General features: G+C 64.6%; 22 protein-coding genes. 10 read left to right on the top strand and 12 right to left on the bottom strand.

The window, feature by feature from the left end; translation table 11 throughout:
- Positions 1-7: 7 nt before the first annotated feature.
- Genes CH286_RS13380 through CH286_RS13390 form a run of 3 tightly spaced genes read right to left on the bottom strand, consistent with a single transcriptional unit; the run spans position 8 to position 5,165 of the window.
- Complete coding sequence (locus CH286_RS13380; RefSeq protein ID WP_032401770.1) at positions 8-1,651, bottom strand: Na+/H+ antiporter subunit D; 1,644 nt, start codon at positions 1,649-1,651, stop codon at positions 8-10.
- On the bottom strand, positions 1,648-2,304 hold the full coding sequence (locus CH286_RS13385) for a Na(+)/H(+) antiporter subunit C (protein WP_037148830.1): 657 nt from the start codon (positions 2,302-2,304) through the stop codon (positions 1,648-1,650). Before CH286_RS13385 ends, CH286_RS13380 begins: the two co-directional genes overlap by 4 nt.
- A complete protein-coding gene (locus tag CH286_RS13390) occupies positions 2,301-5,165 on the bottom strand; it encodes a Na+/H+ antiporter subunit A (RefSeq protein WP_032401772.1) in 2,865 nt (954 codons plus the stop codon). Before CH286_RS13390 ends, CH286_RS13385 begins: the two co-directional genes overlap by 4 nt.
- A 290-nt stretch (positions 5,166-5,455) precedes the next feature.
- Between CH286_RS13390 and CH286_RS13395 the strand changes: the two genes are divergently transcribed.
- Both CH286_RS13395 and CH286_RS13400 read left to right on the top strand, forming a co-directional pair.
- Complete coding sequence (locus tag CH286_RS13395) at positions 5,456-5,809, top strand: NUDIX hydrolase (protein ID WP_032380767.1); 354 nt, start codon at positions 5,456-5,458, stop codon at positions 5,807-5,809.
- Between the two features lie 62 nt (positions 5,810-5,871).
- Positions 5,872-6,624 (top strand): isocitrate lyase/PEP mutase family protein, encoded by a 753-nt coding sequence (locus CH286_RS13400; protein WP_037148829.1) that lies wholly within the window; start codon positions 5,872-5,874, stop codon positions 6,622-6,624.
- A 53-nt stretch (positions 6,625-6,677) separates the two neighbouring features.
- Here CH286_RS13400 and CH286_RS13405 read toward each other — a convergent pair whose 3' ends face one another.
- The 6 genes from CH286_RS13405 to CH286_RS13430 form a co-directional block, all read right to left on the bottom strand.
- Positions 6,678-8,855, bottom strand: coding sequence for an AAA family ATPase (locus CH286_RS13405; RefSeq protein WP_094609447.1), 2,178 nt, complete (start codon positions 8,853-8,855; stop codon positions 6,678-6,680).
- A 24-nt stretch (positions 8,856-8,879) separates the two neighbouring features.
- Positions 8,880-9,734: a CDP-diacylglycerol--serine O-phosphatidyltransferase gene (gene pssA, locus CH286_RS13410; protein WP_032380268.1), complete on the bottom strand. Its 855-nt coding sequence runs from the start codon at positions 9,732-9,734 to the stop codon at positions 8,880-8,882.
- A gap of 8 nt (positions 9,735-9,742) precedes the next feature.
- The gene (locus tag CH286_RS13415) at positions 9,743-10,459 is read right to left on the bottom strand and encodes a phosphatidylserine decarboxylase (protein ID WP_032401775.1); all 717 of its coding nucleotides are present in this window, start codon (positions 10,457-10,459) and stop codon (positions 9,743-9,745) included.
- 133 nt (positions 10,460-10,592) lie between these two features.
- A complete protein-coding gene (locus CH286_RS13420) occupies positions 10,593-10,862 on the bottom strand; it encodes a GlsB/YeaQ/YmgE family stress response membrane protein (protein WP_027498459.1) in 270 nt (89 codons plus the stop codon).
- A gap of 88 nt (positions 10,863-10,950) precedes the next feature.
- Positions 10,951-11,415: an SRPBCC family protein gene (locus CH286_RS13425; protein ID WP_037148827.1), complete on the bottom strand. Its 465-nt coding sequence runs from the start codon at positions 11,413-11,415 to the stop codon at positions 10,951-10,953.
- Positions 11,416-11,543: 128 nt separating this feature from the next.
- A complete protein-coding gene (locus CH286_RS13430; RefSeq protein WP_032401777.1) occupies positions 11,544-12,341 on the bottom strand; it encodes a DUF1206 domain-containing protein in 798 nt (265 codons plus the stop codon).
- Positions 12,342-12,765: 424 nt separating this feature from the next.
- Here CH286_RS13430 and CH286_RS13435 point away from each other — a divergent pair, with 424 nt between their 5' ends.
- From CH286_RS13435 to CH286_RS13455, 5 genes are all read left to right on the top strand, one after another.
- Entirely contained in the window at positions 12,766-14,421 is a 1,656-nt protein-coding gene (locus tag CH286_RS13435; RefSeq protein WP_037148826.1) for an FAD-dependent oxidoreductase, read from the top strand.
- Entirely contained in the window at positions 14,418-15,851 is a 1,434-nt protein-coding gene (locus CH286_RS13440) for an ATP-binding protein (protein ID WP_094609448.1), read from the top strand. The genes CH286_RS13435 and CH286_RS13440 overlap by 4 nt, the downstream gene beginning before the upstream one ends.
- The gene (locus tag CH286_RS13445) at positions 15,848-16,192 is read left to right on the top strand and encodes a UBP-type zinc finger domain-containing protein (RefSeq protein WP_032380273.1); all 345 of its coding nucleotides are present in this window, start codon (positions 15,848-15,850) and stop codon (positions 16,190-16,192) included. Before CH286_RS13440 ends, CH286_RS13445 begins: the two co-directional genes overlap by 4 nt.
- Before the next feature lie 81 nt (positions 16,193-16,273).
- On the top strand, positions 16,274-16,951 hold the full coding sequence (locus tag CH286_RS13450) for a GOLPH3/VPS74 family protein (RefSeq protein WP_032401780.1): 678 nt from the start codon (positions 16,274-16,276) through the stop codon (positions 16,949-16,951).
- Positions 16,952-16,957: 6 nt separating this feature from the next.
- Positions 16,958-17,560: a DJ-1/PfpI family protein gene (locus CH286_RS13455; protein ID WP_032401781.1), complete on the top strand. Its 603-nt coding sequence runs from the start codon at positions 16,958-16,960 to the stop codon at positions 17,558-17,560.
- Here the strand turns inward: CH286_RS13455 and CH286_RS13460 are convergent.
- Positions 17,540-17,887 (bottom strand): DoxX family protein, encoded by a 348-nt coding sequence (locus CH286_RS13460; protein ID WP_032402070.1) that lies wholly within the window; start codon positions 17,885-17,887, stop codon positions 17,540-17,542. The genes CH286_RS13455 and CH286_RS13460 overlap by 21 nt on opposite strands.
- A 79-nt stretch (positions 17,888-17,966) precedes the next feature.
- On the opposite strand from CH286_RS13460, the gene CH286_RS13465 reads away from it, so the two are divergent.
- A complete protein-coding gene (locus tag CH286_RS13465; protein WP_032380276.1) occupies positions 17,967-18,296 on the top strand; it encodes a winged helix-turn-helix transcriptional regulator in 330 nt (109 codons plus the stop codon).
- Positions 18,297-18,338: 42 nt separating this feature from the next.
- On the opposite strand, the gene CH286_RS13470 is transcribed toward CH286_RS13465, so the two are convergent.
- Positions 18,339-20,198 carry a BCCT family transporter gene (locus CH286_RS13470; RefSeq protein WP_176458233.1) on the bottom strand — a complete coding sequence of 620 codons (1,860 nt, stop codon included), beginning with the start codon at positions 20,196-20,198 and terminating at the stop codon, positions 18,339-18,341.
- 289 nt (positions 20,199-20,487) lie between these two features.
- Here CH286_RS13470 and CH286_RS13475 point away from each other — a divergent pair, with 289 nt between their 5' ends.
- Positions 20,488-21,405, top strand: coding sequence for a serine/threonine-protein kinase (locus CH286_RS13475; RefSeq protein WP_094609449.1), 918 nt, complete (start codon positions 20,488-20,490; stop codon positions 21,403-21,405).
- Between the two features lie 75 nt (positions 21,406-21,480).
- Here CH286_RS13475 and CH286_RS13480 read toward each other — a convergent pair whose 3' ends face one another.
- Entirely contained in the window at positions 21,481-22,962 is a 1,482-nt protein-coding gene (locus CH286_RS13480; protein ID WP_032380279.1) for an amino acid permease, read from the bottom strand.
- A 406-nt stretch (positions 22,963-23,368) separates the two neighbouring features.
- On the opposite strand from CH286_RS13480, the gene groL reads away from it, so the two are divergent.
- The gene (gene groL, locus CH286_RS13485; RefSeq protein WP_032380280.1) at positions 23,369-24,994 is read left to right on the top strand and encodes a chaperonin GroEL; all 1,626 of its coding nucleotides are present in this window, start codon (positions 23,369-23,371) and stop codon (positions 24,992-24,994) included.
- Positions 24,995-25,011 lie beyond the last annotated feature (17 nt).

Genomic DNA, 25,011 nt, shown 5'->3' on the forward strand with positions numbered 1-25,011 from the left:
TTCATCTTCATCGGGTGCCCTCCTCGTCTGCACGAGCCTGCTCGTAGGCCTGATCGCCGACGAATTCCGCACCGCGCACCGCGTCGATGTACACCGAGCGATCGCGGAGGTCCGCTGCGGCGCGGTCGCTGATGTCGATGATGCGGCCGGCGAATACCGTCATCGCCAAGCCGACGACGACGAGGCCGATCGTCGGGATCAACATGAAGGCCGGCATCCGGCCGACGTCCTCGCGGTCACCGAACTGAATGTCGGACGAGTCGTCGAGCAGAGCGGACGGGCTGTTGTCCGCCAGATCGCCCTCGGGGGCGTCGGCGCGAGCCCGCCAGAACGCCTTGGTCCACACGCGCGCCACCACGTACAGCGTCAGCAGGCTGGTCACGGTGCCACCGGCGACGAGCAGCCAGGCCAACACGCTGCCCTGTTCACTACCGGCCTGCAGCAGTGCGACCTTGCCGATGAAGCCCGAGAACGGTGGAATGCCACCGAGATTGAGGGCCGGGACCAGGAACACGATCGCCAGCACGGGGCTGGCCGCAGCCAGTCCACCGAGTCGCCGTAGCGACGACGAACCTGCCTGGCGCTCGATCAGACCGACGACGAGGAACAGCGTCGTCTGCACCAGAATGTGGTGCGCGACGTAGTAGATCGAGCCGGACAATCCCGATTGGGTCGACAGCGCGACACCGAAGATCATGTAGCCGATGTGGCTGACGAGGGTGAACGAGAGCAGTCGTTTGATGTCGCTCTGTGCGATGGAGCCGAGGATGCCGACGAGCATCGTCAGCAGGGCGCAGACCATCAGCACGTTGTCGAGTGAGCCGTCCGGGAACAGCAGAGTGTGTGCGCGAATGATCGCGTACACACCGACTTTCGTCAGCAAGCCGGCGAACACTGCCGTGACCGGGGCCGGGGCGGTGGGATACGAGTCGGGAAGCCATGTCGACAGCGGGAACACCGCGGCCTTGATGCCGAACGCCACCAGCAGCACGGCGAAGATCGCGGTTCTCGTGCCCGACGGGATGTCGTCCATCCGCACCGCGATATGTGCCAGATTCAGCGTTCCGGTGGCTCCGTAGACCAAGGCGATACCGATCAGGAAGATCAGCGAGGACACCATCGAGACCATCACGTACGAGACGCCTGCTCGCACGCGGTCGGCGCTGGCTCCCAGAGTCAGGAGCACGAACGAGGCCGCCAGCAGTACCTCGAAGCCGACGAACAGATTGAACAGGTCGCCGGCCAGGAACGCGTTGCACACGCCCGCGGTCAGTGCGAGGTAGGTCGGCAGGAAGATCGAGACCGGCTGATTCTCACTGCCGTCGCGGATACCCTGACCGATCGAGTACACCATGACCGCGAGCAACACGATCGAGGAAACGACGAGCATCATCGCCGAAAGTCGGTCCACCACAAGGGAAATGCCGAGCGGTGAATCCCAACCGCCGACCTGAAGTGCGCTGGTGCCGTCGCGATCGGCGAGGTAGAGCATCATCGACGAGATCGCGACCACGGCAGTCAGGGCAACGATGGTGATGAAACGCTGTGCGCGGGGTTTGCGGCCGAGTACCAACGTCAGGGCCGCGGCGAGCATCGGAATGAGAACGGGTAGTGGAGTCAGGGCATCGATCACGCCCGGGGAGATCGTCACTTGTCGTCTCCCTTCGTGTCGTCGGTGCTGCGGTCCTCGGTGCTGCCGTTCTCTGGGCGGCTGTCGTCCTTCTCGGCCGTATCGAGACCGTCGAGCCCGCGGAGCTGTGGGTTGTCGTCGTCGTTGTCGAAGTCGCCGTCGTGCAGATCCTCGTAGCACTCGAGGTCTTCGAGGTTTCTGATCTCCTCGAGGGGAATCGGATTGCCCTTCGAGTCGAATGCATCGCCGCCGAAGCTCGGTTCGCCTGTCACCGGGTCGTCGGAGCGGTCGCGGTCGGGTGCCTCGGCCATCGACCGGCGCTTGGACACCTTGGTGTCCTCGGGGTCGTTCTCGACGTCGTCCTTGGTGTTGAGCGTGAACGATCGGTAGGCGAGTGCGAGGACGAAGGCCGCGATACCCATGGTGATGACGATTGCCGTCAGGATCATCGCCTGCGCCAACGGATCGGCCATGCTTTGGCCCAGGGAATTGTCCCGGCCCACGATGGGCGGCGTACCGGCCGGCCCACCGACGGTGAGCAACAGCAGATTGACGCCGTTGCCGAACAGCAACAGGCCGAGCAGCATCTTGGTGATGCTGCGTTCGAGCAGCAGGTAGACGCCGGCGGCGACGAGGACGCCGACGATTATGAGCATTCCGAGATCAGCGGTCATGGGGCGCTCACTCGGCCTTGGCTCTGCATTTCCACCTGTGCGTCGAGACGTGCGCCGAGGCTGCGCAGCACGTCGAGTACCAACCCGACCACGATGAGATACACACCGAGGTCGAAGAACAATGCGGTGACGAGCTTGATGTCACCGAGAATCGGCAGCGTCACTTCCAACGTCGCCGAGGACAGTGCAGGTGCGCCGAGGAACATCGACGCCACCGCCGTACCGGCCGCGAAGATCAACCCGAGACCCAGGATCTTTCCGGCATCGATCGGCACCGCCTCGCCGAGCTCGTAGCGGCCGCCCGCGAGATACCGCAGCACCAACGCCAACCCGGCCGTGAGGCCACCGGCGAAACCGCCGCCGGGGGCGTTGTGGCCGGAGAAGAAGAAGTAGATCGAGAGCACCATGATCGTCGGGAAGATCAGCCGCGTCGTCACTTCGAGAATCAGCGACCGATGACGCGGATCGATCAGGTCGCCACCCAACAGCCACGTCGTCTCCGCCGCGTAGTTGGAGTCCGAGTTCGACGAGGAGGCGTTCGATGCGGGGGCGTCGGACACCCGCGGAGCGCTGCCGAACCGCCGGTTGCGGAAGACCAGGCTGGCCACGCCAGTTGCGGCCACGAGCAGAACGCAGATCTCGCCGAGGGTGTCCCAGGCTCGGATGTCGACGAGGATCACATTCACGATGTTCTTGCCGTCGCCCAGCTCGTACGCGGCCTCGGGGAACTGCAGCGACACCGGAGCTGCGCTGCGGGCGTTCATCGCGAATGCGCCCAGCACGCTGACCGTTGCGCCGACGGCGACGGCGAGCGCGGCGCGGGGTCCGCGAGATCCGGCCGAGCCTCGATCGTCGACCTCGGCCGGTAGCTTGCGCAGCACCAGCACGAAGACCACGAGGGTCAGGGTCTCGACGAGGAACTGGGTCAGGGCGAGGTCGGGTGCACCGTGGATGGCGAAGATGACGCCGCAGCCGTAGCCGGTGAGTCCGACGAGGATGACGCTGGCCAGTCGGTTTCGCATGACGGTTGCGCCGAGGCCACCCGCGATCATGATCACGCCGATGACCAACTGGAGCGGGGTGTTCCACAGGGTGTACTCCAGGCCTGGCTTCTGCCCGACGAGCAACACGATGATCGGCAGCAGCACCAGGGTCAGCAGGATGGTGCCCTGGGTGAGGGGGAGCGAACCGCGCTGCGTGGTGCCGGTGAGGCGGATGGACAGGGTGTCCATGGACTTGAGTACGTTGTCGTAGATGCGGTCGGCGTTGCCGAGCGGTGGGTGCTCGAACTTGAGTCGGTTGACCACACGATGAGCGATGAACAGCCCGACGCCGCCGGTGACGACGACGACGGTCAACGCCAGCGGCAGGTTGAACCCGTGCCAGAGCGCCAGGTGATACGGCTCCTGCCCGTACGACGGCAGGGTGCGTGCGTAGGGGCTCACGATGCGGTCGACGATCGAGGACGCGAATCCCGCGACCACACCGAGGACGGCCAGGAATGCAGGCGCGGCCAGGAACAGTGCGGACGGCGCGTGCATGTTCTTCACCGACGGACTCGGACGCTTGAGCTGCTTGCGGCCGAACGCGCCCCAGACGAATCGGATGCTGTAGGTGACGGTGAGAATCGACCCGATCACCAAGCCTGCGACGACGAGGGCGGCGACGGTCGGATCGAGCGTCGGAGTGCTGATCACCGCCGAGAGGGCTGTTTCCTTACCGACGAAACCGATCATCGGGGGCAAGCCGGCCATGCTGGCGGCAGCGAGCGCTGCGATGGCGGCGAGCCACGGGGCCTTCTTGCCCAGGTGGGCGAGCTTGCGGATGTCGCGCGTGCCGGTGGTGTGATCGACGATGCCCACGACCATGAACAGTGTTGCCTTGAACATCGCGTGCGCGATCACCATCGTCAGGCCGGCCAGCATGGCTTTTTCGGAGCCGATGCCCACCAGCACCATCAGGAAGCCGAGTTGGCTGACGGTGCCGAACGCCAGGATGAGCTTGAGGTCGAACGCACGAAGCGCGCGCCACCCGGCCAGGATCATCGACAGCAGCCCCAAGCTGATGATGGTCGCGCGCCACGGACCCGAGTCGGCGAAACCCGGTGCGAGGCGCGCCACCAGGTAGATGCCGGCCTTCACCATGGCCGCGGCGTGCAGGTAGCCGCTGACCGGTGTGGGGGCGGCCATGGCTCCGGGGAGCCAGAAGTGCATCGGCACGATGGCCGACTTGCTCAGCGCGCCGATGAGGATCAACACGATCGCCACGCCGGGCAGCCAGCCGCCCGGGGCGTTCGTGACGACCTCGGACAGGTTGTACGTGCCCGCGGCCTGGCCGAGGACGATGATGCCCACCAACATCGCCAGCCCGCCTGCGGTGGTGACGAGCAGAGCCTGCGTGGCCGCGCGCCTACTCGAGGCACGCTCGGCGTAGTGGCCGACGAGCAGGAACGACAGGACCGTCGTGATTTCCCAGAAGATGTAGAGCACCAGCATGTTGTCGCTGGTGATGAGGCCGAACATGGCACCGGAGAACGCGACCATTTCGGCGGCGAACAGGCCGAGCCGTGGCTCGTCGTCCTCGAAGTAGCGGGCGCAGTAGAGCAGAATCAACGCGCCGATGCCCAGCACCAGCAACGACATGATGGCGGCGAGGGAGTCGAACCGCATATCGATGTCCATCGACAGGCCGGGAACCCACTCGATACTCAGCTTCTGCTCTGTGTTCCAGTTGACGAACACCCAGATCAGACTCAGCAGGGGAACGAGTGCGAGCGGGAAGAAGGCAGTGCGACCCCACCACCGGACGAGGAGCGGGGCGAGCAGCGCGGCGGCGGTGTGCGCAAGAAGAATGGCGAGCAAAAATCACTCCGTCGTCTCGGGTCGCATCGGCTGCGGGGCCGAGGCGGTGGTCGTAGGGCGGCGATGAGTAGGGTTTTGGAAATCTGTGTGAAATTCGACCTATGGCTTTGAGAAATAACGAACCGGCCACCGAACGGTGGCACCTCGGTTGTCGGATTCCATCCTACTTTGCGTGGTCGACGGCGGACCCAGCGGTACAAATCGGACGTATCTCGGAAAGAGGAACTGTGCCCGCGAACGGTGAGAGGCTCATTCGGACGGCCGGGTTGGCCTACGTTCGGGACCGTCGAATGATCCAGGCGCGATCGGTTGGCAAATCCGCGTTCTACATGGCGGGCGGCAAGATCGACCCCGGTGAGACGGCAGAGCAGGCATTGCACCGGGAGATCAGGGAAGAACTGGACGTCGCAGTGATCGACGCTCGGCTCCTCGGAGTGTTCGAGTGCGAGGCCTGGGGACATCCGACGGGAACACCGCTCGAGATCACCTGCTTTCTGGCCGATCTGGTGGGCGAACCGTCGCCGACCAGCGAAATTGCCGAGATCAGGTACTTCACCCGGGACGAGTACGCCGCGATGCCCGACGTCGCGCCGGGATCGCTGATGGTGTTCGACCGGATGAAAGCCCTCGATTTGATCGACTGAAGCGCGTATGTTGGTTGTCGAGAGAACGTACGTTCTCCACAGCCACCGCGAAGGAGTCTTTTATGACGAACCTGTCCCAGAAAGCCACCACCCTGCTCGAGCTGCACAAGCCGGGCAACCCGGTCGTGTTGCCGACGGTGTGGGACGCCTGGTCCGCCAACCTTGCCGTCTCCGCCGGATTCACTGCGCTGACCGTCGGCAGTCACCCGGTCTCGGACTCCATCGGCAAGCCGGACAACGAGGGCATCACCTTCGACGAACTCCTCGCCCGCATCACGCAGATCTCCGGAGCCGTCGACGCACCGCTCTCGGTCGACATCGAATCCGGCTACGGCGAGGACCCCAAGCGCCTGATCGACGGACTGATCTCGGCCGGAGCCGTCGGCCTCAACATCGAGGACACCGTCCACAGCGAGGGCGGACGCCTCCGTGAGGCGCAGGAGCACGCCGACTTCGTCGGAGCACTGCGCGCGGCGTCCGACGCCACCGACGTGCACGTGGTCATCAACGCCCGCACCGACCTGTTCGTCAAGGAGATCGGCGACGAGAACGATCGCGTCGACCGCGCCATCGCGCGTCTGAAGCTGGCCGCCGCTGCCGGAGCCGACTCGCTCTACCCTGTCGGTTTCCACAACGACGCCGACTACAAGCGTCTGGCCGAGGAACTCCCGCTGCCGATCAACGCCATCGCCAACCCCGCCGAGGGCGATCTCTCGCACTTCGCATCCCTCGGTGTCGGTCGCATCAGCTTCGGACCGATCTTCCAGATGGTGCTCGCCAAGCGCGCCGAAGAGGTCCTCGCCCGCTGGAAGTGAGTGCGGCTCCGCCGCAGGTGAGCGGAAACTCGTAGCCTGCTACCAGTTTCCGCTCACGACCCGTAGGCCCGCAGATGTGCCACCTGCTCGGGATCGAGTGACGGCTTGACCGTCGCCCGAGCGGTGGCGACATCGGCAGCAGTGACGGCGGCGGCATCCATCGACCGACGCATCGCCGTCAATGCCGCCTCGCGCAGCAGCGCCGCGCAATCGGCGGCGGAGTAACCGTCGAGATCGCGGGCGAGAGATTCCAGATCCACGTCCTCGGCGAGCGGAATGGACTTGCCCGACGCCTTGAGAATGTCCACCCGGGCATCGGAATCCGGCGGCGGCACGAACACCAGACGCTCGAGCCGGCCGGGCCGCAGCAGAGCCGGGTCGATCAGATCGGGCCGGTTGGTTGCTCCCAGGACCACCACGTCACGCAACGGTTCGACGCCGTCGAGCTCGGTCAGCAGCGCTGCCACGACCCGATCACCGACGCCCGAATCCGAGCTCTGCCCGCGCCGGGGTACGAGCGCATCGACCTCGTCGAGGAAGATGAGCGAGGGGGCAGAATCGCGGGCCCGCTGAAAGAGCTCTCGCACAGCCTTTTCCGAGGAGCCGACCCACTTGTCCATCAGCTCTGCGCCTTTGACCGAGTGCACGCTGAGCTGGCCGGAGCTGGCGAGAGCGCGCACGAGGAATGTCTTGCCGCACCCGGGTGGACCGTAGAGCAGCACACCGCGCGGCGGTTCGATTCCCAAGCGCGCGAACGAATCCGGATGACGAAGCGGCCACAGCACCGCCTCGGTGAGTGCCTGCTTGGTCTCGACCATGTCGCCGACGTCCTCGAGGGACAGGCTGCCGATCGCGAGCTCCTCACTACCCGAACGTGACAGCGGGCGGATCACCTGCAGAGCGCCCACCAGATCGTCCTGAGTCAATGACGCTGCGGCCGAGGTATCCGACGCGCGGGCCGCGGCACGCAACGCCGCCTCACGTGTCAGTGCAGCGAGATCTGCGACTACGAAACCCGGTGTTCGTGAAGCGATCTCGACAAGATCGACGTCGTTCTGCGGCACCTTCTTCAGCAAGTGTTCGAGCAATCCCTTGCGGCCGGCGGCGTCGGGCAGGGTGAGCGTGAGCTCGCGATCGCACAGGTCCTGGCCCCGGAGTCGGGCGTCGGTGGCCTCGGGATGCGCGGTCGTCGCGATCAGCGCCAGCCCCGGAGTGTCGACGGCCCGGCGCAGCACGTCGAGCACGAAGGTCGACGCCGGTTCGGGATCGGACGGCAACAGTGCGTCGACGTCGGTGATCATCAGAACCCCGGAGCCGGCGAGTTCGTCCACCGCCGCAGTGACTCGCTCGACGCGAGCGGACGCCTCGAGTGCGCCGATCGACGGACCGTCCAGTACGACGCAGGCCCGCTCACCGATCACCGCGCGGGCCAACGTGGCCTTGCCCACCCCACCCGGCCCGGTGATCAGCACTCCCAGATGCGGCGACGCGCCGAGTGTGGCCAGCAGTTCCGATTCGTCCAAGGCCAACCGCAGCCACTCGGTCAGCTTGGCGGACTGAGCGTTCACGCCCACCAGATCGGCAGCGCTCACTCGTGGGGGAGCAGCCCTGGGCGCATGCGACGCGGATTGTGTTGTACCGGAAGCAGCCACGGTGCCGGTTCCCCAACTCACCGCCGAGTTGGGCTGAACACTCACCGGCCCACCCGACGGGTCGACGGCCGAGACCGTCAACAGTTCGGTGGTCCACGCCACCCCGAACGTCCTCGACAGTGCCTGCGTCGCCGAACTCGTCGACGTACCGGGGCCAAGGTCGCGGGGGAGCAGAGATACCGTGTCGCCCACCGTCAACACCTTGCCGAGCAACGCTTGGCGCAGGGTGGCGTCGGAGATGGAACCGGTGGCGAGCGCGGAGCCGGTCACCGTGACGGTCTTGGCGCCGTAGACGGTGACGGGCGCGACTGCGACAGTGGCATTTTCGCGCAAGCCGGCATTGGAGAGAGTGACGTCGTCCAGCAGTGCGGTGCCCTGTGGCGAACCCTCGGGAGCCGCAGCGACGACGGCCGCAGTACGCCGAGAACCGATGAGCGACAACGCATCCCACTCCCGCAGGCCGAGGGCGGCGAGTACCTCCGGATGCAGTCGCACGACGCCTCGTCTGGCGTCGGCCGCCGAGGTGTTCAGTCGGGCGGTGAGAACGAGCTCGGGTGCCTTCGATCCAGAATCGGTCACACGGTCAACAGTAGCGGCGAGGCGCTAACTACGAGGCCGACGCAGTCCCAGGCGTGCCTGCGACCGCCGATTGTTACCCGGCGCGCGTCGGATGGCCCGTCGCTCGGCGCGGCGCTCGGCCGGCTTGGCGTCCCACGTGTACGGGCGCGCGGCAGTCCAGCGCTGTGATCGCACCGCGAACGGGATGTGGACCAGGTAGGCCAGCACCAATCCCATCAGGAGAACCAGCGGGAAGGTGATGAGCGCGGCGGCGAGCAGAGCCACCAGAACCAGCAGGATGGCCGCCAGCCGAGGCGGGACCGACACCGTCTTGAGCGCGAGGGTGGGGATGCGGCTGACGATCAGAGCCGCGGTGACGATCGACCATCCGGCGACGACGTAGAACGACGCCCACCAGCCGTCGCCGAATTCCTCGAATGCGGCGATCGGGGCCAGCGCGATGAGTGCCCCGGCGGGTGCGGGAACGCCGGTGAAGTATTCGCGGGCGTACGCGGGGGTGTCGTCCTCGTCGAGCAAGGTGTTGAAGCGGGCGAGCCGGAGCACGATGCTCACCGCATAGACCAGTGCGACGATCCAGCCGCCGCTGCTGCCCTCGAGCAACGTCACGTACAAGACCAGTGCCGGGGCGACGCCGAACGAGATGGCGTCGGACAGCGAGTCCAGTTCGGCACCGATCTTGCTGGTGGCGTCGAGCAGACGCGCGATTCGCCCGTCCAACGCGTCGAGAATGGCGGCGGCACCGATCATGGCGAGTGCGGTGCCGAGCTGACCGTCGAGGGCGAACTTGACCGCGGACAGGCCGGAGCACAGCGCGAGAATCGTGACGACGGACGGGAGCAGACGGATGGCAGCAGGCGGCTTGGCGCGTCTGGTGATCATGTCGGTGTCTACTGCGACAGCTCGGCGAGGACCGTCTCGGCACCGACTGCGCGTTGGCCGCGCTCGACCAGCAGCGTCGTGCCCGCAGGGAAGTAGGTGTCGACGCGTGAGCCGAATCGGATCAGGCCGTACGTGTCGCCGATCGAGAGGGTATCGCCCACCTTGGCATTGTTGATGATGCGTCGCGCGATCAGGCCGGCGATCTGCACGACGGCGACATCCTGACCGGAGTCGGTCCTGATGTGCATGCTGTTGCGTTCGTTGACTTCGCTTGCTTCGGCGAGATCGGCGGATTTGAACTGGCCGCGGCGATGAACGACCTCCATCACTCGGCCGCCGACGGGAACACGCTGTACGTGCACGTCCAGGACCGAGAGGAAAATGCTCACGCGCGGGACCGGCTCGGAGCCGAGATCGAGCTCGGCCGGCGGGACCGCAGTATCGACGAGTGTGACGAGACCGTCGGCGGGAGCGACGACGACTCCGGGGCGGTTCGGCGGCACCCGTGATGGGTGGCGGAAGAAGGTGGCGCAGGCTCCGGCGGCGACGAGTCCGGCATTGCGAACCCACTTCGAGCGGCGGCCGAGCACAGCAACTGCGAGCGGACCACCGACGAACGGAAGCCCTGCGGGGTGTAGCGGTGGAACCGTTTCACGGACCAAGTCGACGATGTGAGCCACTCCGGTGCGGGGCGGTTGACCAATCGGGGCGGGACGGCGTGCCACGGTCTCCTCTAACTTTTCGTCGGACAGGGGTTGGCATGTCGTGGTGCTGAAAGCGGTCGAGGCATAGACGCACGACTGCCGAGGCCCTCACAGCGTACGTGAGGTGCCCCGGCAGTCGGGAGCTGCGAGTCGATCAGACGCGGCTGCGACCTGTCACGAGCTTGACCAGGAACAGCAAGATGCATGCGCCCAGGATGCAGGTGATGAAGCTGAAGATCAGTCCGCCACCTTCGACGTCGACGCCGAAGACCTTGAGCAGGTATCCGCCGATGAGGCCGCCGATGATGCCGACGACGATGTTCAGGATGATGCCCATCTGAGCATCGGTCTTCATGATCTTGCTGCCGATCCAACCTGCGAGTCCGCCGATGATGATCCAGCCGATGATTCCGAGACCCAACATATGTTGCCCCCACTTTCCGTTCGTGTCGTTTGCTTGTCGAAACGCCGGATGCCCGAGGGAAACAAACCTGAAACCTTCCTGAGAAGAATTATTTTTTTCCCAGCTTCTCGCTCTCGACCTTGATGCGGCGCAGGGTGCTGTTCATACCCTCTACGAGTTCGACGTCGAACTGGTCGATGCCGCCGAGGATGCGCTTGACCAGCAACGACGACACCGCCGATGTGCCGCTGGGTGCCTCCCGCTTCTCGACGACGGTGGTTCCGGTGGCGGTGGGGGTCAGGGTGTAGGACCAAATCGTCTTGTTCTCGACGACGCGAAACGCGAGTTCACGGTTGGGCTCGAAGGTGACGACCTTGGACGTCGTCGGCCAGACGAGCAGGCCCTTGCGGTTGACGTTGAGCGTCTTGGTGCCCTTGCCGACCGGTCCGCCGAGGACCTTCATCTTCTTGCACTGCGGGCTCCATTCGCCCATGCGCTGGAGGTCGGAGACGATCGACCAGACCGTCTCGGGGCTCGCGGCGATATCGATCGTGGCTTCGAGAGTCTTGCTCAACGTGGGCCTCCAATTGGTCGTGGTAAGTGCAACTGACTGTCACACACAATCGTGCGCATCCTATGTGTCAGCGGACACAGTTGGCCAGCTAGGTGAGCGGAACTTCGTCGCCCGCTACGAACTTTCGCTCACATGCGAGCGAAGCGAGCCAACACGAACGCGTACAGCCCGTAGAGCGCAATTCCCACTCCGGCGAGGACCAGCAGAACCTGCCCGTACGGCTGGGCACCCAGTGTCTTGACGGCACCGTCGATTCCGGTGGCCTTGGAGGGATCGGACTGCAGTACCGCCACGACGACGAGGATGCCTGCCCCGACCAGCGCCGTGCCCTTGGCTGCGTATCCGGCGATACCGAGTTTGACGACGGCTCCGCTCTGGTGGCCTTCGAGATCATCGAGGAAGTTCTTCGAGACGCCTTTGTAGACGTGGTAGCCGCCCACACCGATGACGACGAGGGCGACGACGATCAGCACCAGCTTGCCGCCGCCGGATTCCATCAACCGGGCCGAGTAGCCGGCGTTCTGCTGGCCACTGGACTTTCCGGAACCGGTCGCGAAACCGTAGGTGGAGAACGCGAACGCGATGTAGACGACGGCCAGTGCCGCAGCCTTGAGACGATCGAGCGCACTTCCCTCGTCGGCGTCGGATTTCTTGCCGACGATCGCTTCGACGATTCGCCACAGGGCCAATGCGACAAAGGCGACCACGGCCACCCACAGGGCGATCTTTCCGCCGGGCTTGTCGGCCAGTTCGGCGAGCGCACCGGACTGGTCGGCGTTGCCCGCCTGACCGAACGCCAGCCGGATCGCGATGTATCCGATGAGGATGTGCAGCACTCCGCTGACGAAGTGGCCGGCGCGCGCCGCTTTCTCGAATGCACCGTTGTCTTGAACGGTGTTGGCCACAGACTTTCCCGACGTGTTCACGAACGTTCCCCGATCAGTTGATTTGAAGGAATGTTTACCCCGAGGAGGGGCCCGAGAAACCGTGTTTCCCCACGAAACGCCGCACGAGATCCCACTGCTGCGTTAACACCGAGCGGACACTGACCGATGTAGCAAGCGGAGTGTCGGGACCAACGAAGAAATTGTTCGGAGTGATCCACCGTGAAATTACAGTCGATAATGCGTCGTACCAGCAGTGATCTACCCCTGTTGAAGACCGCCAGGATGAGCGGGAGTCCGCGCACCTGGCCGGCCGAGAAGCTCGAACGACTCCTCACCCCACACGAACTCGATCTGATCAGACGCGGCCGAATCTGACCCTGCTGTTTCCAGGCCCGCTTGCCTCCCATTCGGGGCGAGCCGGTGGCATGCTCATGAGGTTGGTGAGCATCAGTCCTGGAGGGTCATGAAACCGGTCATTCTCAGTGTCGACGACGATCCCGGAGTATCGAGGTCGGTCGCCCGCGACCTGCGCCGCCGCTACGGCGAGCAGTACCGCATCGTGCGCGCCGAATCCGGTGCCGGGGCACTGGACGCACTCAAAGAACTCACGCTGCGCGGCACCCCGGTCGCGATTCTGTTGGCCGACTACCGCATGCCCCAGATGAGCGGCATGGAATTTCTCGAACAGGCGATGGACCTTTTCCCTACGGCCCGCCGCATTCTGCTCACCGCCTACGCGGATACGGACGCGGCGATCGACGCCATCAACGTCATCGACCTGGATTACTACTTGCTCAAGCCGTGGGATCCGCCCGAGGAAAAGCTCTACCCCGTGCTCGACGCCCAACTCGAGGCCTGGTGCGCGTACGACCACCGCGCCGTCGAGGACACCAAGATCGTCGGCCACCGCTGGTCTGCGCGGTCGTCGGAAATTCGCGAGTTCCTCGCCCGCAATCAACTGCCCTACCGCTGGTACATGTCCGACGAGTCCGAGGGCGCGCGACTGCTGGCCGCGGCAGGTGTGGCAGACGACCGACTACCGGTGGTCATCACCACCGAGGGTGATGCGTTGATCGAACCGTCCGACGCCGAACTCGGTAACCGGCTCGGTCTGACCGTGTCGCCGTCGGAGGAGTTCTACGATCTCGTCGTGATCGGCGGTGGTCCGGCAGGACTCGGAGCGGCTCTGTACGGCGCGTCGGAGGGTCTGCGGACGACTCTGATCGAGCGGACCGCGACGGGCGGTCAAGCCGGTCAGAGCTCTCGCATCGAGAATTACCTGGGATTTCCCGACGGGGTCTCGGGTGCGCAGCTGGCCGAGCGAGCCCGGCGGCAGGCGTTGAAGTTCGGTGCCGAGGTCGTCACCACGCAGGACGTGGTGGGTCTGGACGTCAACGGATCCGCGCGTACCGTGCGGTTCGCCGACGGCCGCAGTATCAGTGCGCAGACGATCATCCTGTCCACCGGCGTCGCCTATCGACGATTGGACGCACCCGGAATCGACGACTTCACCGGCCGGGGTGTGTTCTACGGGTCTGCGATGACCGAGGCTGCACGCTGTGCCGAGCAGGACGTCTACATCGTGGGCGGCGCGAACTCGGCCGGTCAGGCAGCGGTGTACCTCTCGCGCGGAGCCAGGTCGGTCACCATTCTGATCCGTGCCACCTCGCTGGAAGCGTCGATGTCGTACTACCTGATCAAGCAGATCGAAGAGAATCCGAAGATCAGCGTTCGGCCGTGTACCGAGGTCGCGGGCGTGGCAGGCGACGGTCACCTGGAGTCGATCACGCTGCGCAACCGGGCCACCGACGAGACCTCGACGGTCGACGCGCAGTACCTGTTCCTGTTCATCGGGGCTGCCCCGCGTACCGAGTGGCTCGACGGAGTGCTCGTTCGGGACGATCATGGATTTGTGGTCACCGGACCGGATCTCGTCACCGACGGACGCGGACCCGCCGGGTGGACGCCCACCCGACTTCCGCATCACCTCGAGACGAGTGTGCCCGGGGTATTCGCAGCCGGGGACGTTCGATCCGACTCGGCCAAACGTGTCGCGTCGGCAGTGGGAGAAGGAGCAATGGCCGTGATGTTGGTGCACAGATATCTGGCGAACCCGTGAGCACGCTCGCGTGTGATCCGGAGGAGTTGCGGACGCTGTTCCTGTTCGAGCATCTCACCGACTCTCAGCTGGCGGAGCTGTGTCGGGACGGGCGCATCGAGACGATCGAACCCGGACCGGTGTACGCCGAGGGCGACCCGGCGACGTGCTTCTACGTGCTGATGGACGGTGCGGTTGTCCTCTCGAAGCTCTCGGGCGGCGAGGATCTGGTGATCAACCGAACGTCGCAACGCGGGGTGTATGCCGGTGCGTGGCAGGCATATCTGGGTGATCGGGTGCCGCAGACGTACCAGGGTTCGATGCGGGTGAGTGAGCCCTCGCGCTTCTTCGTGCTCGACGCGGACTGTTTCGCATCGATCGTGCGCGAGTGGTTTCCGATGGCCCTGCATCTGCTCGAAGGATTGTTCTTCGGAAATCAGAACACCAAGCAAGTGGTGGAACAGCGAGAGCGATTGCTGGCGTTGGGTTCTCTGTCGGCAGGGTTGACGCACGAGCTCAACAATCCGGCCGCGGCCGCGGTGCGGGCGACGTCCGCGTTGCGCAATCGGGTGGCGCACATGCGGCAGAAGTTGGCGATGATCGCCGGCGGAACTCTCGACCGTGCCAGCCTGGCGCGTCTGGTCGAACTGCAGAACGAGGCCGTGGAGTTGGTGGCCAAGGCACCCAAGTTGACGGCCATGGAGGCGTCGGACCGCGAGGACGAACTCGGAGAATGGTTCGAGGACAAAGATATTCGAGACGGCTGGGATCTTGCCCCCACGTTCGTCTCGGCGGGGCTCGATGTGCCGTGGCTCGATCGTGTATCGGCGACCGTCGACGATCCGACCATGCTCGAGGGCGCGATTCGGTGGCTCAACTACACGGTCGAAACCGAGTTGCTGATGAACGAGATCGCGGATTCGACCACGCGAATCTCCACCCTGGTCGGTGCCGCGAAGCAGTATTCGCAGATGGACCGCGCGCCGTACCAGACCGTGGATGTGCGGGAGTTGCTCGACAGCACACTGATCATGTTGGGCCGCAAGATCGGTGACGACATCGCGGTGGTCAAGGAATACGATCCGGCGGTGTCGCCCATCCCCGCCTATGCCGCCGAACTCAACCAGGTGTGGACGAACCTGATCGACAACGCCGTGCAGGCGATGGATGGGTCGGGGGTTCTGACGGTGCGCACGTCTTTGGACGAGGATCAGGTGCAGATCGAGATCTGCGACACCGGACCCGGTGTGCCGCAGGAGATTCGGTCACGCATCTTCGAGCCGTTCTTCACCACCAAGGCCGTCGGCGAGGGTACGGGTCTCGGCCTCGACATCTCGTGGCGCATCGTGGTGAAGAAGCACCAGGGTGACCTGCAGGTGGTGTCCGAACCTGGGAACACGCGCTTCATCGTGAGACTGCCAGTCCAACCCGCTGTCGAGGAGGCATCATGACCATCGAAGGCATCGACCCGCAGGTTCCGCCGTCGGGACCCGGCTGTGTCGAGTGCACGCAGACGCAGGGCTGGTGGGTGCACCTGCGTCGGTGTGCGCAGTGCGGTCATATCGGGTGCTGCGATTCCTCGCCGTCGCAGCACGCCAGCAAGCACGCCGAATCCACTCGACATCAGTTCGTGCGGAGCTACGAGCCCGGCGAGGAATGGTTCTACAACTACGCCGACGAGCAGATGTACGACGGCCCCGAACTTGCTCCACCGCAGCATCATCCACTCGACCAGACGGTTCCCGGGCCGCGTGAACGGGTGCCGTCGAACTGGCAGAGTTTGATCAACTGACTCGTTCGGCACCGGTGAAACACTCGGTATCGAGAAGGTGAACACCGCAAATCGGGCGCGCGTTGTGGGTAATCTCGCTCCATGACGTTGATTGCGGAGGATCTGCTGCTGTTGTTGCTCGACGACGAGTCGGGCAAACCGTCGGCAGACAGCACCAAATTGCCGCGCGTGCTGGCCGGCGCGTTGGTCGTCGAGCTCGCAATGAGTGGATCGCTGCGCATCACCGGCCCCGATGAGCAGATCAAGAAGGATCACGTGGTCGTGGCGGGGGAGCCGCCCGAAGACGCACTGCTGCGCCGTGTGTTCGATCTCGTGGCAACGACGTCACGGCCGATGAAGCCGCAGAAGGTGATCGAGAAGTCGCAGAAGAATCTGGCCAAGGAACTGGCCGCGCGTCTGGCGGCGCAGGGTTTCGTCACCGAGAAGCAGGACAAGGTGTTGGGGTTGTTCCCGACGACGACGTGGCCCGCGCGCGATACCTCGCGGGAGAAGGTGCTGCGAGATGCGCTACGAAGCGCGCTCGTCGACGGCACGACTCCCGAGCCACATTCCGCGGCCCTGATCTCGCTCGTCTCGGCCGTGGATCTCACGCACAAGGTCATCACAGACGCGGACAAGAAGCTGTTGAAGAAGCGGGCCAAGGAGATTGCCGAGGGTGAGTGGGCAGGAGAGGCAGTGCGCAAGGCCGTCTCCGATGTGAACACTGCGGTGATGGCTGCGGTCATGGTGCCCGTCATCGTCTCGACCACGAGTAGCTGAGGCGACATGAGAAGCATTGCGATTCTGTTGTTCGACGACGTCGAGGTGCTCGACGCCTGCGGGCCGTTCGAGGTGTTCTCGGTGGCCAACCGGGTAGCCGAACGTGCCGGTAGCGCAGCGCCTTTCGAGGTTGCGCTCGTCGGGCTCGATGACGGATCGGTACGCGCGCGAGGTGGCATGAGGATCGGCGTCGACACCACGATCGACGATCCGCGGACCTACGACCTCGTCTTGGTTCCCGGCGGCGTCGTCGACGCGGTCGAAGCGGACGGCCGAGTCCTGGAGTGGCTGCAGCGAACTCGACCCACCGCAGAAGTGGTCGCGTCGGTGTGCACCGGTGCGTTCGTGCTCGCGGCAGCGGGACTGCTCGACGCGCGTCCGGTCACCACACACTGGGAAGATCTGGAATTGCTGCGGACAAGGTGGCCCGCGCTCGTGGTGCACGAGGGCGTTCGGTACATCGATCACGGCGATCTGGCGACATCGGCCGGTATCAGTGCCGGCCTCGATCTCGCGCTGCATCTGGTCGCGCGGTGGGCGGGCGCGGATCACGCCCTCGCCACCGCGGGCCAGATGGACTACGACTGGTCAGGCGCTGAGCACCCGTAGAACCAGCGCCACGACGGCGAACACGGCGAGTCCGGCGGCTGGGGCGAAGTCCTTGTCCTTGGCGCGAAGGTGCGCGGCAACCGCACCGACGAAGTAGAGGATGACGCCGACAGCAGCTGCCACGCCGATGGGCCAGACCAACAGGCCGACCAGGAGGCCGATGGCACCGAGTATCTCCGCGTAGGCCAACCACGGAATCTTGTCGGCGGGGACGCCGACCTGCTCGAGCATCGGGATGACGGAGGGATTTTTCGTCAGTTTGCCGATTGCCGAGAACGTGAGCGCCACGGCGAGCAGTACCGAGACGACGAGGGTTGCGATGAACATGATCCCTGCTTTCATTTCTGGGGCCACTAGTAAATCAGAAGTAGCAAGGCGGACTGTAGCACCTCGGTAGGGTGGAGTCATGGTCACGAACGAACAGCCACATGACTCCCGTGCCTGTGACGGAGCGTTGACCAAAGCCTTCGGCTTTCTCGGCAAGAGATGGAACGGAATTCTTCTTGCGACGCTGATGAACGGGCCGATGGGATTCTCGGACCTGCGCCGCGCCGTCGGCGGCATCAGTGACTCGGTGCTGTCGGAGCGACTCGGAGAACTCGGCAAAGCGGGACTGGTGGCGCGCGCCGTCACGGACGGGCCCCCCATCTCGGTGGAGTACAGCCTGACGACCTCGGGTGAGGCCCTGCTGCCGTCGCTCGAGGCGCTCACCGACTGGGCTTCGAAAAACCTCTGACCCCCGCAACACCGTCGCGAGGGCCAGAGATGGATCGATCGGTCAGCCGGGGTGGTTGCTGTCTTTCTGTCCCTCGGCCGAGTCGGCGAACTCCTGAGTGTCGAACACTTCGCCGCCCAGCGGATCGACGGGAGCGTTGTCACTCGAGTATTCGACGGCTCCGGTCTCGGGATGAACCTCGAGCTGTTCGGTGGACACCTCGTGCACCGCGAGCACGACGGTCCCGGTGCGACCGGGCGAAGTGAGTCCCTCCCGTGACGCTGTCAGGCCTGAGAACGTGCTCGAGATGCCTGCCGACGCCCTCTTGCGCGGAGTCGACCGAGCTGGGTCCTGTTCGCTGTCCGCGACCTCCGGCGTAGTGGTCACGCGCACGTACCGCGGGGTGGTGGCGACGTCGTAGCGGAAGGCCTTGAGCATCGACACGCACGCGAGCACCAGAATGATCGAGAACGGCACGGCCGTGGCTATCGACATCGTTTGCAAGGCCGTCAACGATCCTGTTCCGCCGATGAGGAGCAGAACCGTCGCTGCCACGCCTTCGAGAATCGACCAGTACACGCGGGTGATCTTCGGGGGCTCTAGATCGCCGCCAGTGGAGAGGATGTCGATGACCAGCGAGCCGGAGTCGGAGGACGTCACGAAGAAGAACACGATGACGAAGATCGCCAGCACGCTGCTGATCGTGGCCAACGGCAACGTGTCGAGCAGCTGAAACAGGCTCGTGTTGGTGTCGACGGCACCGTCGACCAACAGGTCGCCGTTCTCGCGCTGACGCAGGATGCCGGCATCACCGAAGATCGTGAACCACAACGATCCGATGATCGTCGGTGCCAGCAGTACTCCGAACACGAATTCACGGATGGTGCGGCCGCGTGAGATGCGTGCGATGAACATGCCGACGAACGGTGCCCAGCTCATCCACCAGCCCCAGTAGAAGATGGTCCAGTCGCCGGTCCAGCCGTCGTCGGAGAACGGTGATGTGCGCAGCATCAACTCGGGCAACGCCTGGATGTAGCCGCCGAGGTTCTGCACCCACGACTGCATGAGAAACAGGCTCGGTCCGGCAATCAGAACGAAGACTGCCAGAGCCGCGGCCATTGCCATGTTGATGTTGGAGAGCCATTTGAGACCGCGTGAGACGCCGGACACGACGGAGAACGTCGCGAGACCGGTGACTCCGGCGATGATGATGACCGTCACCCAGTTGTTGGTATCGACCCAACCCAGGTACTCGAGGCCGGCCGAGATCTGTTGCACACCGAATCCGAGCGAGGTGGCAACGCCGAACAACGTGCCGATGATGGCGACGGCGTCGATCGCATGGCCGATTCCGCCCTCGATGCGCTTGCGCCCCAGAAGCGGCTCGAGCAGCCAACGCACGGACAGCGGGCGTCCCTTGCGGTAGGTCATGTAGGCCAGCCCGAGGCCGACCACCACGTAGATGGCCCAGGCGTGCAGACCCCAGTGGAACAGGGTCAGCTCCATGGCCTGACGGGCGGCCGGGTCGGTGCTGCCGGTAACGCCGCCGGCTTCGGGTGGTGTGACGTAGTGCGAAAGAGGTTCGGCGACGCCGTAGAACACCAGGCCGATGCCCATGCCGGCGCTGAACAACATCGCGAACCAGGACAGGACGCCGAATTCGGGCTTCTCGTCGTCACGTCCGAGGCGGATGTTGCCGACTTTGCTCAGACCGCAGTACAGCGCGAACAGCACGAAGCCGGTGGTGGCCAGGATGTACCACCAGCCGACTCCGCTGGTGATGGCGTTGTTGAGATTGTCGAATGCGTCGGCAGCAGTGCCGGCGTAGATCACCGAGAAGGCGATCATGACAAAAATGACGATAGATGCGGGGACGAAGACCGGCTTGAGCAGGCCGCCCCACGCTTCTTTTACTGCTTTCACTTACTTGACTTCCTTACAACTCGAGTCGAGGTGATCGGCTGACCACTATCGGTTTGCCGTTCTTTTTCCCTTGTTTTGGTCAAGTACCGGTAATCACCATAAACGACGTCGGCGCGGGCGGCGAAACGTGACGGAGCCGGTGAGCAGGGGAGACAAGCCCGCGTCGACAGTCTGCCGAGTCGCCGCGAACACCCGAACGGACTACAGTTCTGTCGATGTTGCGGTCTCGCCCGGTCGTCCTTCGTGGGAGTCGATGTGCCGCGAGTAGTGCTGTTGCGCAGGTGATTCCGTGACTGCCGGTCGGTTGCAGCCGGGCACCGAGTTCGCGGGCTTTCGAGTGCAGCGTCGCCTGGGGGTCGGCGGCATGAGTGAGGTGTACCTGGTCCTCGGTCGCGGACACGATCGGCTCGAAGCGCTGAAGGTTCTCGATCGTGACGCATCGCGGTCACCGCGACTACGCACCAAGTTTCGGACCGAGGCCACCGTTGCCGCGCTGTTGGTGCATCCGAACATCGTGTCGGTGCACGAACACGGTGAGTTCGAGCACCAGCTGTGGATGTCGATGCACTACGTCGACGGGTACAGCGCGGCGCGGCTGGTCGCTCGCGGTCAGATCGCGCTCGACGTCTCCCGGGTGGCGCGCATCGTCGCCGAGGTGGCCAAGGGGCTCGACTACGCCCACTCGAACGGCGTCCTGCACCGGGACGTCAAGCCGTCGAACATCCTCATCTCCACCGAGCGGGTGGACGGCTACGAGCAGGTGTTGTTGTCCGACTGGGGAATTGCGCGTCTGGTCGACGACTCGACGCCGTTGGTCGTCGGCGGAACGGTGCTGGCGTCCATCCACTACGCGGCACCGGAACTGCTCCGCGGGGAAGTGCTGAGCGCGCAGACCGACGTCTACGCATTGGGGGCGACTCTGGTCGAATTACTCACCGGGCGAACGCCGTACCCCTTGGCCACGCCACTCGCGATCACCGCAGCCCATCTGTCGGCCGAGCCGCCCGCGGTGACGCGGCGTCGGAGATCACTACCGCGGGGTCTCGACGCGGTGGTCGCACGCGCGTTGGCCAAGGACCCCGCCGATCGTTTCGAGACCTGTGTGGAACTCAGCGACGCTGTAGCGGCAGCAGTGAAGGCCGGGGTTCCGGAGCCGCCCGTGCGGCGTTCGCCCTTCACTCGATCGAGATGGCTCAGGTTCTCCTGACGACACAGGCCCGTGCGTGAAGCAGGGCCCCGCGTCGAGTCGATGCGGGGCCCTGTTCCTCGGGGTGTGTAAGGGTCACTCCTCCGGTTCGGTCGGACGATTCGCCACCACCGGGTACTGACCGGTGTAGCCCAAGCGTTCCTCGGCGACCGTGAGCACCTTGGTGCGTACCAAGTACCAGCCACCGATCAGGGCGGGAATGATGACCACCAGGGTGGCGATGGTCCACGACCCGATAGGCGCGTCGAAGGCCATCAGTACCAGCACGCCGAACAGGAACACCAGCGTGGCGTAGCTGGTGTACGGCGCGCCGAAGAGGCGGAACTTGGGCCGCTCCACGATGCCCTTCTTGGACCAGCGGTACAGCTGGATCTGGCACAGGACGATGGTTGCCCAGCTGGCGATGATGCCCAGTGCAGACATGTTGAGCACGATCTCGAACGCTTCGCCGGGGGCGATCGCGTTGAGGGCGACTCCGAACAAGGTGATGAAGCAGGTGAGCAGAATGCCGCCGAACGGCACTCCGCCCTTGGTCATCTTCTTGGTGAACTCCGGCGCGCTGCCGTTCATCGCCATCGACCGCAGGATGCGGCCGGTCGAGTACAGGCCGGCGTTCAGGGAAGACAGTGCCGCCGTGAGCACCACGATGTTCATGATGGTGCCCGCGCCGCCGAGGCCGATGCTCGAGAAGAACGTCACGAACGGTGAGGTACCGGACTGGTATGCGGTGTACGGCATCAGCAGTGCGAGCAGTACGAGCGAGCCGACGTAGAACAGTGCGATACGTGCGATGACCGAGTTGATCGCCCGCGGCATGATCTTCTCCGGGTTCTCGGTCTCACCCGCGGCAGTGCCCACCAATTCGACTGCGGCGTAAGCGAACACGACGCCGGAGATGACGATGACCAGAGGCCACGCGCCCGACGGGAACAACCCGCCGTTGTCGGTGATGAGACTGATGCCCGGCATCTGGGTACCGACGGGAATCCGGCCCGCGAGGAACACGACGCCCACGATCAGGAAGGTCACCAAGGCGATGACCTTGATGATGGCCGCCCAGAATTCCATCTCGCCGAACCACTTGACCGACACGAGATTCAAGCTCATGACGATGACCAGAGCGATCAATGCGATGACCCACTGCGGGATCACCTCGAAACTGCCCCAGTAGTGCATGTACGTCGCGATGGCCGTGACGTCGACTATGGCCGTCATCGCCCAGTTCAGGAAGTACATCCACCCGGCGACGAAAGCGGCTTTCTCGCCGAAGAACTCACGCGCGTAGGAGACGAAACTGCCCGACGAAGGACGGTGCAGCACCAGCTCGCCGAGGGCACGCAGAATGAAGAAGACGAAGATTCCACAGAGTGCGTAGGCGAGGAAGAGGCCGGGCCCGGCGCTGGCCAGGCGTCCGCCCGCGCCGAGGAACAGGCCGGTGCCGATTGCGCCACCGATCGCGATCATCTGCAACTGCCGAGGTTTGAGGCCCTTGTGGTAGCCCTCTTCCTCGTGGTCCATCGCCGAGTTGTCGTACGAGGTGTCGACCGTATCGGACATGTTTCGATCCTTACTGTCGGATTTGTAGGGTTTTGTCCGAATTTTGTGGCGTCGAAGCTGTTGTCGCTCAACGGTATTAGCGCCGAGGGTTCGATGCACAGTATTCGGATGTTAACAACGCGTACGGGTGTGAACAGTGTGTGACGAATGGCAGCTCGGCTGAGCATCTGCTCGAGACCTGCGTCGCGCGGTGGCGTCGGGCACGGGGGCGGTGGTGGTTCGCTCGAGGCGGACGACCTTGCACTCGCCATGGTCGAGTGCTAGAAATGCAGTTGGCACTCTCGACACGTGAGTGCCAGGTCGGGACACGGTGAGGCCGGGGAATCAACGACACCCCTGGTCGTCCGTCGCGGGCACCGAGCTCGGCCAGCAATGTGTCACCCCCAATCCGGAGGATCACTTCGCAATGGCCAAGATCATCGCGTTCGACGAAGAGGCACGCCGTGGCCTCGAGCGAGGCCTCAATGCCCTCGCCGACGCAGTAAAGGTGACGTTGGGCCCCAAGGGTCGCAACGTCGTACTCGAGAAGAAGTGGGGAGCTCCCACGATCACCAACGATGGTGTTTCCATCGCCAAGGAGATCGAGCTCGAAGATCCCTACGAGAAGATCGGTGCCGAGCTCGTCAAGGAGGTCGCCAAGAAGACCGACGACGTCGCAGGCGACGGCACCACCACCGCTACCGTTCTCGCCCAGGCACTCGTCCGTGAAGGCCTGCGCAACGTCGCAGCCGGCGCGAACCCGCTCGGCCTCAAGCGCGGCATCGAGAAGGCTGTTGCAGCCGTCACCGAGGCTCTGCTCGCGTCCGCCAAGGAGATCGACACCAAGGAGCAGATCGCTGCTACCGCTGGCATCTCCGCAGGCGACCCGTCCATCGGCGAGCTCATCGCCGAGGCAATGGACAAGGTCGGCAAGGAAGGCGTCATCACGGTCGAGGAGTCCAACACCTTCGGCCTGCAGCTCGAGCTCACCGAGGGCATGCGCTTCGACAAGGGCTACATCTCGGCGTACTTCGCCACCGATGCAGAGCGTCAGGAAGCCGTCCTCGAAGACGCGTACATCCTGCTCGTCAGCTCCAAGATCAGCACCGTCAAGGACCTGCTGCCCCTGCTGGAGAAGGTCATCCAGTCCGGCAAGCCGCTCGTCATCATCGCCGAGGACGTCGAGGGCGAAGCTCTCTCCACCCTCGTGGTGAACAAGATCCGTGGCACCTTCAAGTCCGTCGCCGTCAAGGCTCCCGGATTCGGTGACCGTCGCAAGGCGCAGCTCGCCGACATCGCCATCCTCACGGGCGGCGAGGTCATCAGCGAAGAGGTCGGCCTCTCCCTGGAGACCGCCGGACTCGAGCTGCTCGGTCAGGCACGCAAGGTCGTCATCACCAAGGACGAGACCACCATCGTCGAGGGCTCGGGAGATTCCGACGCCATCGCCGGTCGCGTCAACCAGATCCGCGCCGAGATCGAGAACTCCGATTCCGACTACGACCGCGAGAAGCTGCAGGAGCGCCTGGCCAAGCTGGCCGGCGGCGTTGCAGTCATCAAGGCCGGAGCCGCAACCGAGGTCGAGCTCAAGGAGCGCAAGCACCGCATCGAAGATGCCGTGCGCAACGCCAAGGCAGCCGTCGAAGAAGGCATCGTCGCCGGTGGCGGCGTGGCACTGCTCCAGGCAGCGCCCGCACTCGACAACCTCAAGCTCGACGGTGACGAGGCAACCGGCGTGAACATCGTTCGCGTCGCGCTGTCCGCTCCGCTCAAGCAGATCGCATTCAACGCAGGCCTCGAGCCCGGCGTCGTTGCGGACAAGGTTGCCAACCTGCCCGCCGGTCACGGCCTCAACGCCGCGACCAACGAGTACGAGGACCTGCTCGCTGCAGGCATCAACGACCCGGTCAAGGTCACCCGCTCGGCACTGCAGAACGCAGCGTCCATCGCGGCTCTGTTCCTCACCACCGAGGCCGTCGTCGCCGACAAGCCCGAAAAGGCCGGAGCGCCCGCCGGCGATCCGACCGGTGGCATGGGCGGCATGGACTTCTGAGTCCAGCCCCTCGCTGA

This window comes from Rhodococcus sp. WWJCD1, assembly GCF_002258735.1.
In the GTDB taxonomy this organism is placed as follows: domain Bacteria; phylum Actinomycetota; class Actinomycetes; order Mycobacteriales; family Mycobacteriaceae; genus Rhodococcoides.

Excerpts from the sequence above, each read along its gene's own strand:
- CH286_RS13385 (WP_037148830.1), bottom strand. The coding sequence starts at position 2,304 with ATGACCGCTGATCTCGGAATGCTCATAATCGTCGGCGTCCTCGTCGCC.
- CH286_RS13465 (WP_032380276.1), top strand. The coding sequence starts at position 17,967 with ATGGTCACGAACGAACAGCCACATGACTCCCGTGCCTGTGACGGAGCG.
- pssA (WP_032380268.1), bottom strand. The coding sequence starts at position 9,734 with ATGATCACCAGACGCGCCAAGCCGCCTGCTGCCATCCGTCTGCTCCCG.
- groL (WP_032380280.1), top strand. The coding sequence starts at position 23,369 with ATGGCCAAGATCATCGCGTTCGACGAAGAGGCACGCCGTGGCCTCGAG.
- CH286_RS13395 (WP_032380767.1), top strand. The coding sequence starts at position 5,456 with ATGATCCAGGCGCGATCGGTTGGCAAATCCGCGTTCTACATGGCGGGC.
- CH286_RS13450 (WP_032401780.1), top strand. The coding sequence starts at position 16,274 with ATGACGTTGATTGCGGAGGATCTGCTGCTGTTGTTGCTCGACGACGAG.
- CH286_RS13455 (WP_032401781.1), top strand. The coding sequence starts at position 16,958 with ATGAGAAGCATTGCGATTCTGTTGTTCGACGACGTCGAGGTGCTCGAC.
- CH286_RS13435 (WP_037148826.1), top strand. The coding sequence starts at position 12,766 with ATGAAACCGGTCATTCTCAGTGTCGACGACGATCCCGGAGTATCGAGG.
- CH286_RS13460 (WP_032402070.1), bottom strand. The coding sequence starts at position 17,887 with ATGTTCATCGCAACCCTCGTCGTCTCGGTACTGCTCGCCGTGGCGCTC.
- CH286_RS13420 (WP_027498459.1), bottom strand. The coding sequence starts at position 10,862 with ATGTTGGGTCTCGGAATCATCGGCTGGATCATCATCGGCGGACTCGCA.
- CH286_RS13480 (WP_032380279.1), bottom strand. The coding sequence starts at position 22,962 with ATGTCCGATACGGTCGACACCTCGTACGACAACTCGGCGATGGACCAC.
- CH286_RS13445 (WP_032380273.1), top strand. The coding sequence starts at position 15,848 with ATGACCATCGAAGGCATCGACCCGCAGGTTCCGCCGTCGGGACCCGGC.
- CH286_RS13400 (WP_037148829.1), top strand. The coding sequence starts at position 5,872 with ATGACGAACCTGTCCCAGAAAGCCACCACCCTGCTCGAGCTGCACAAG.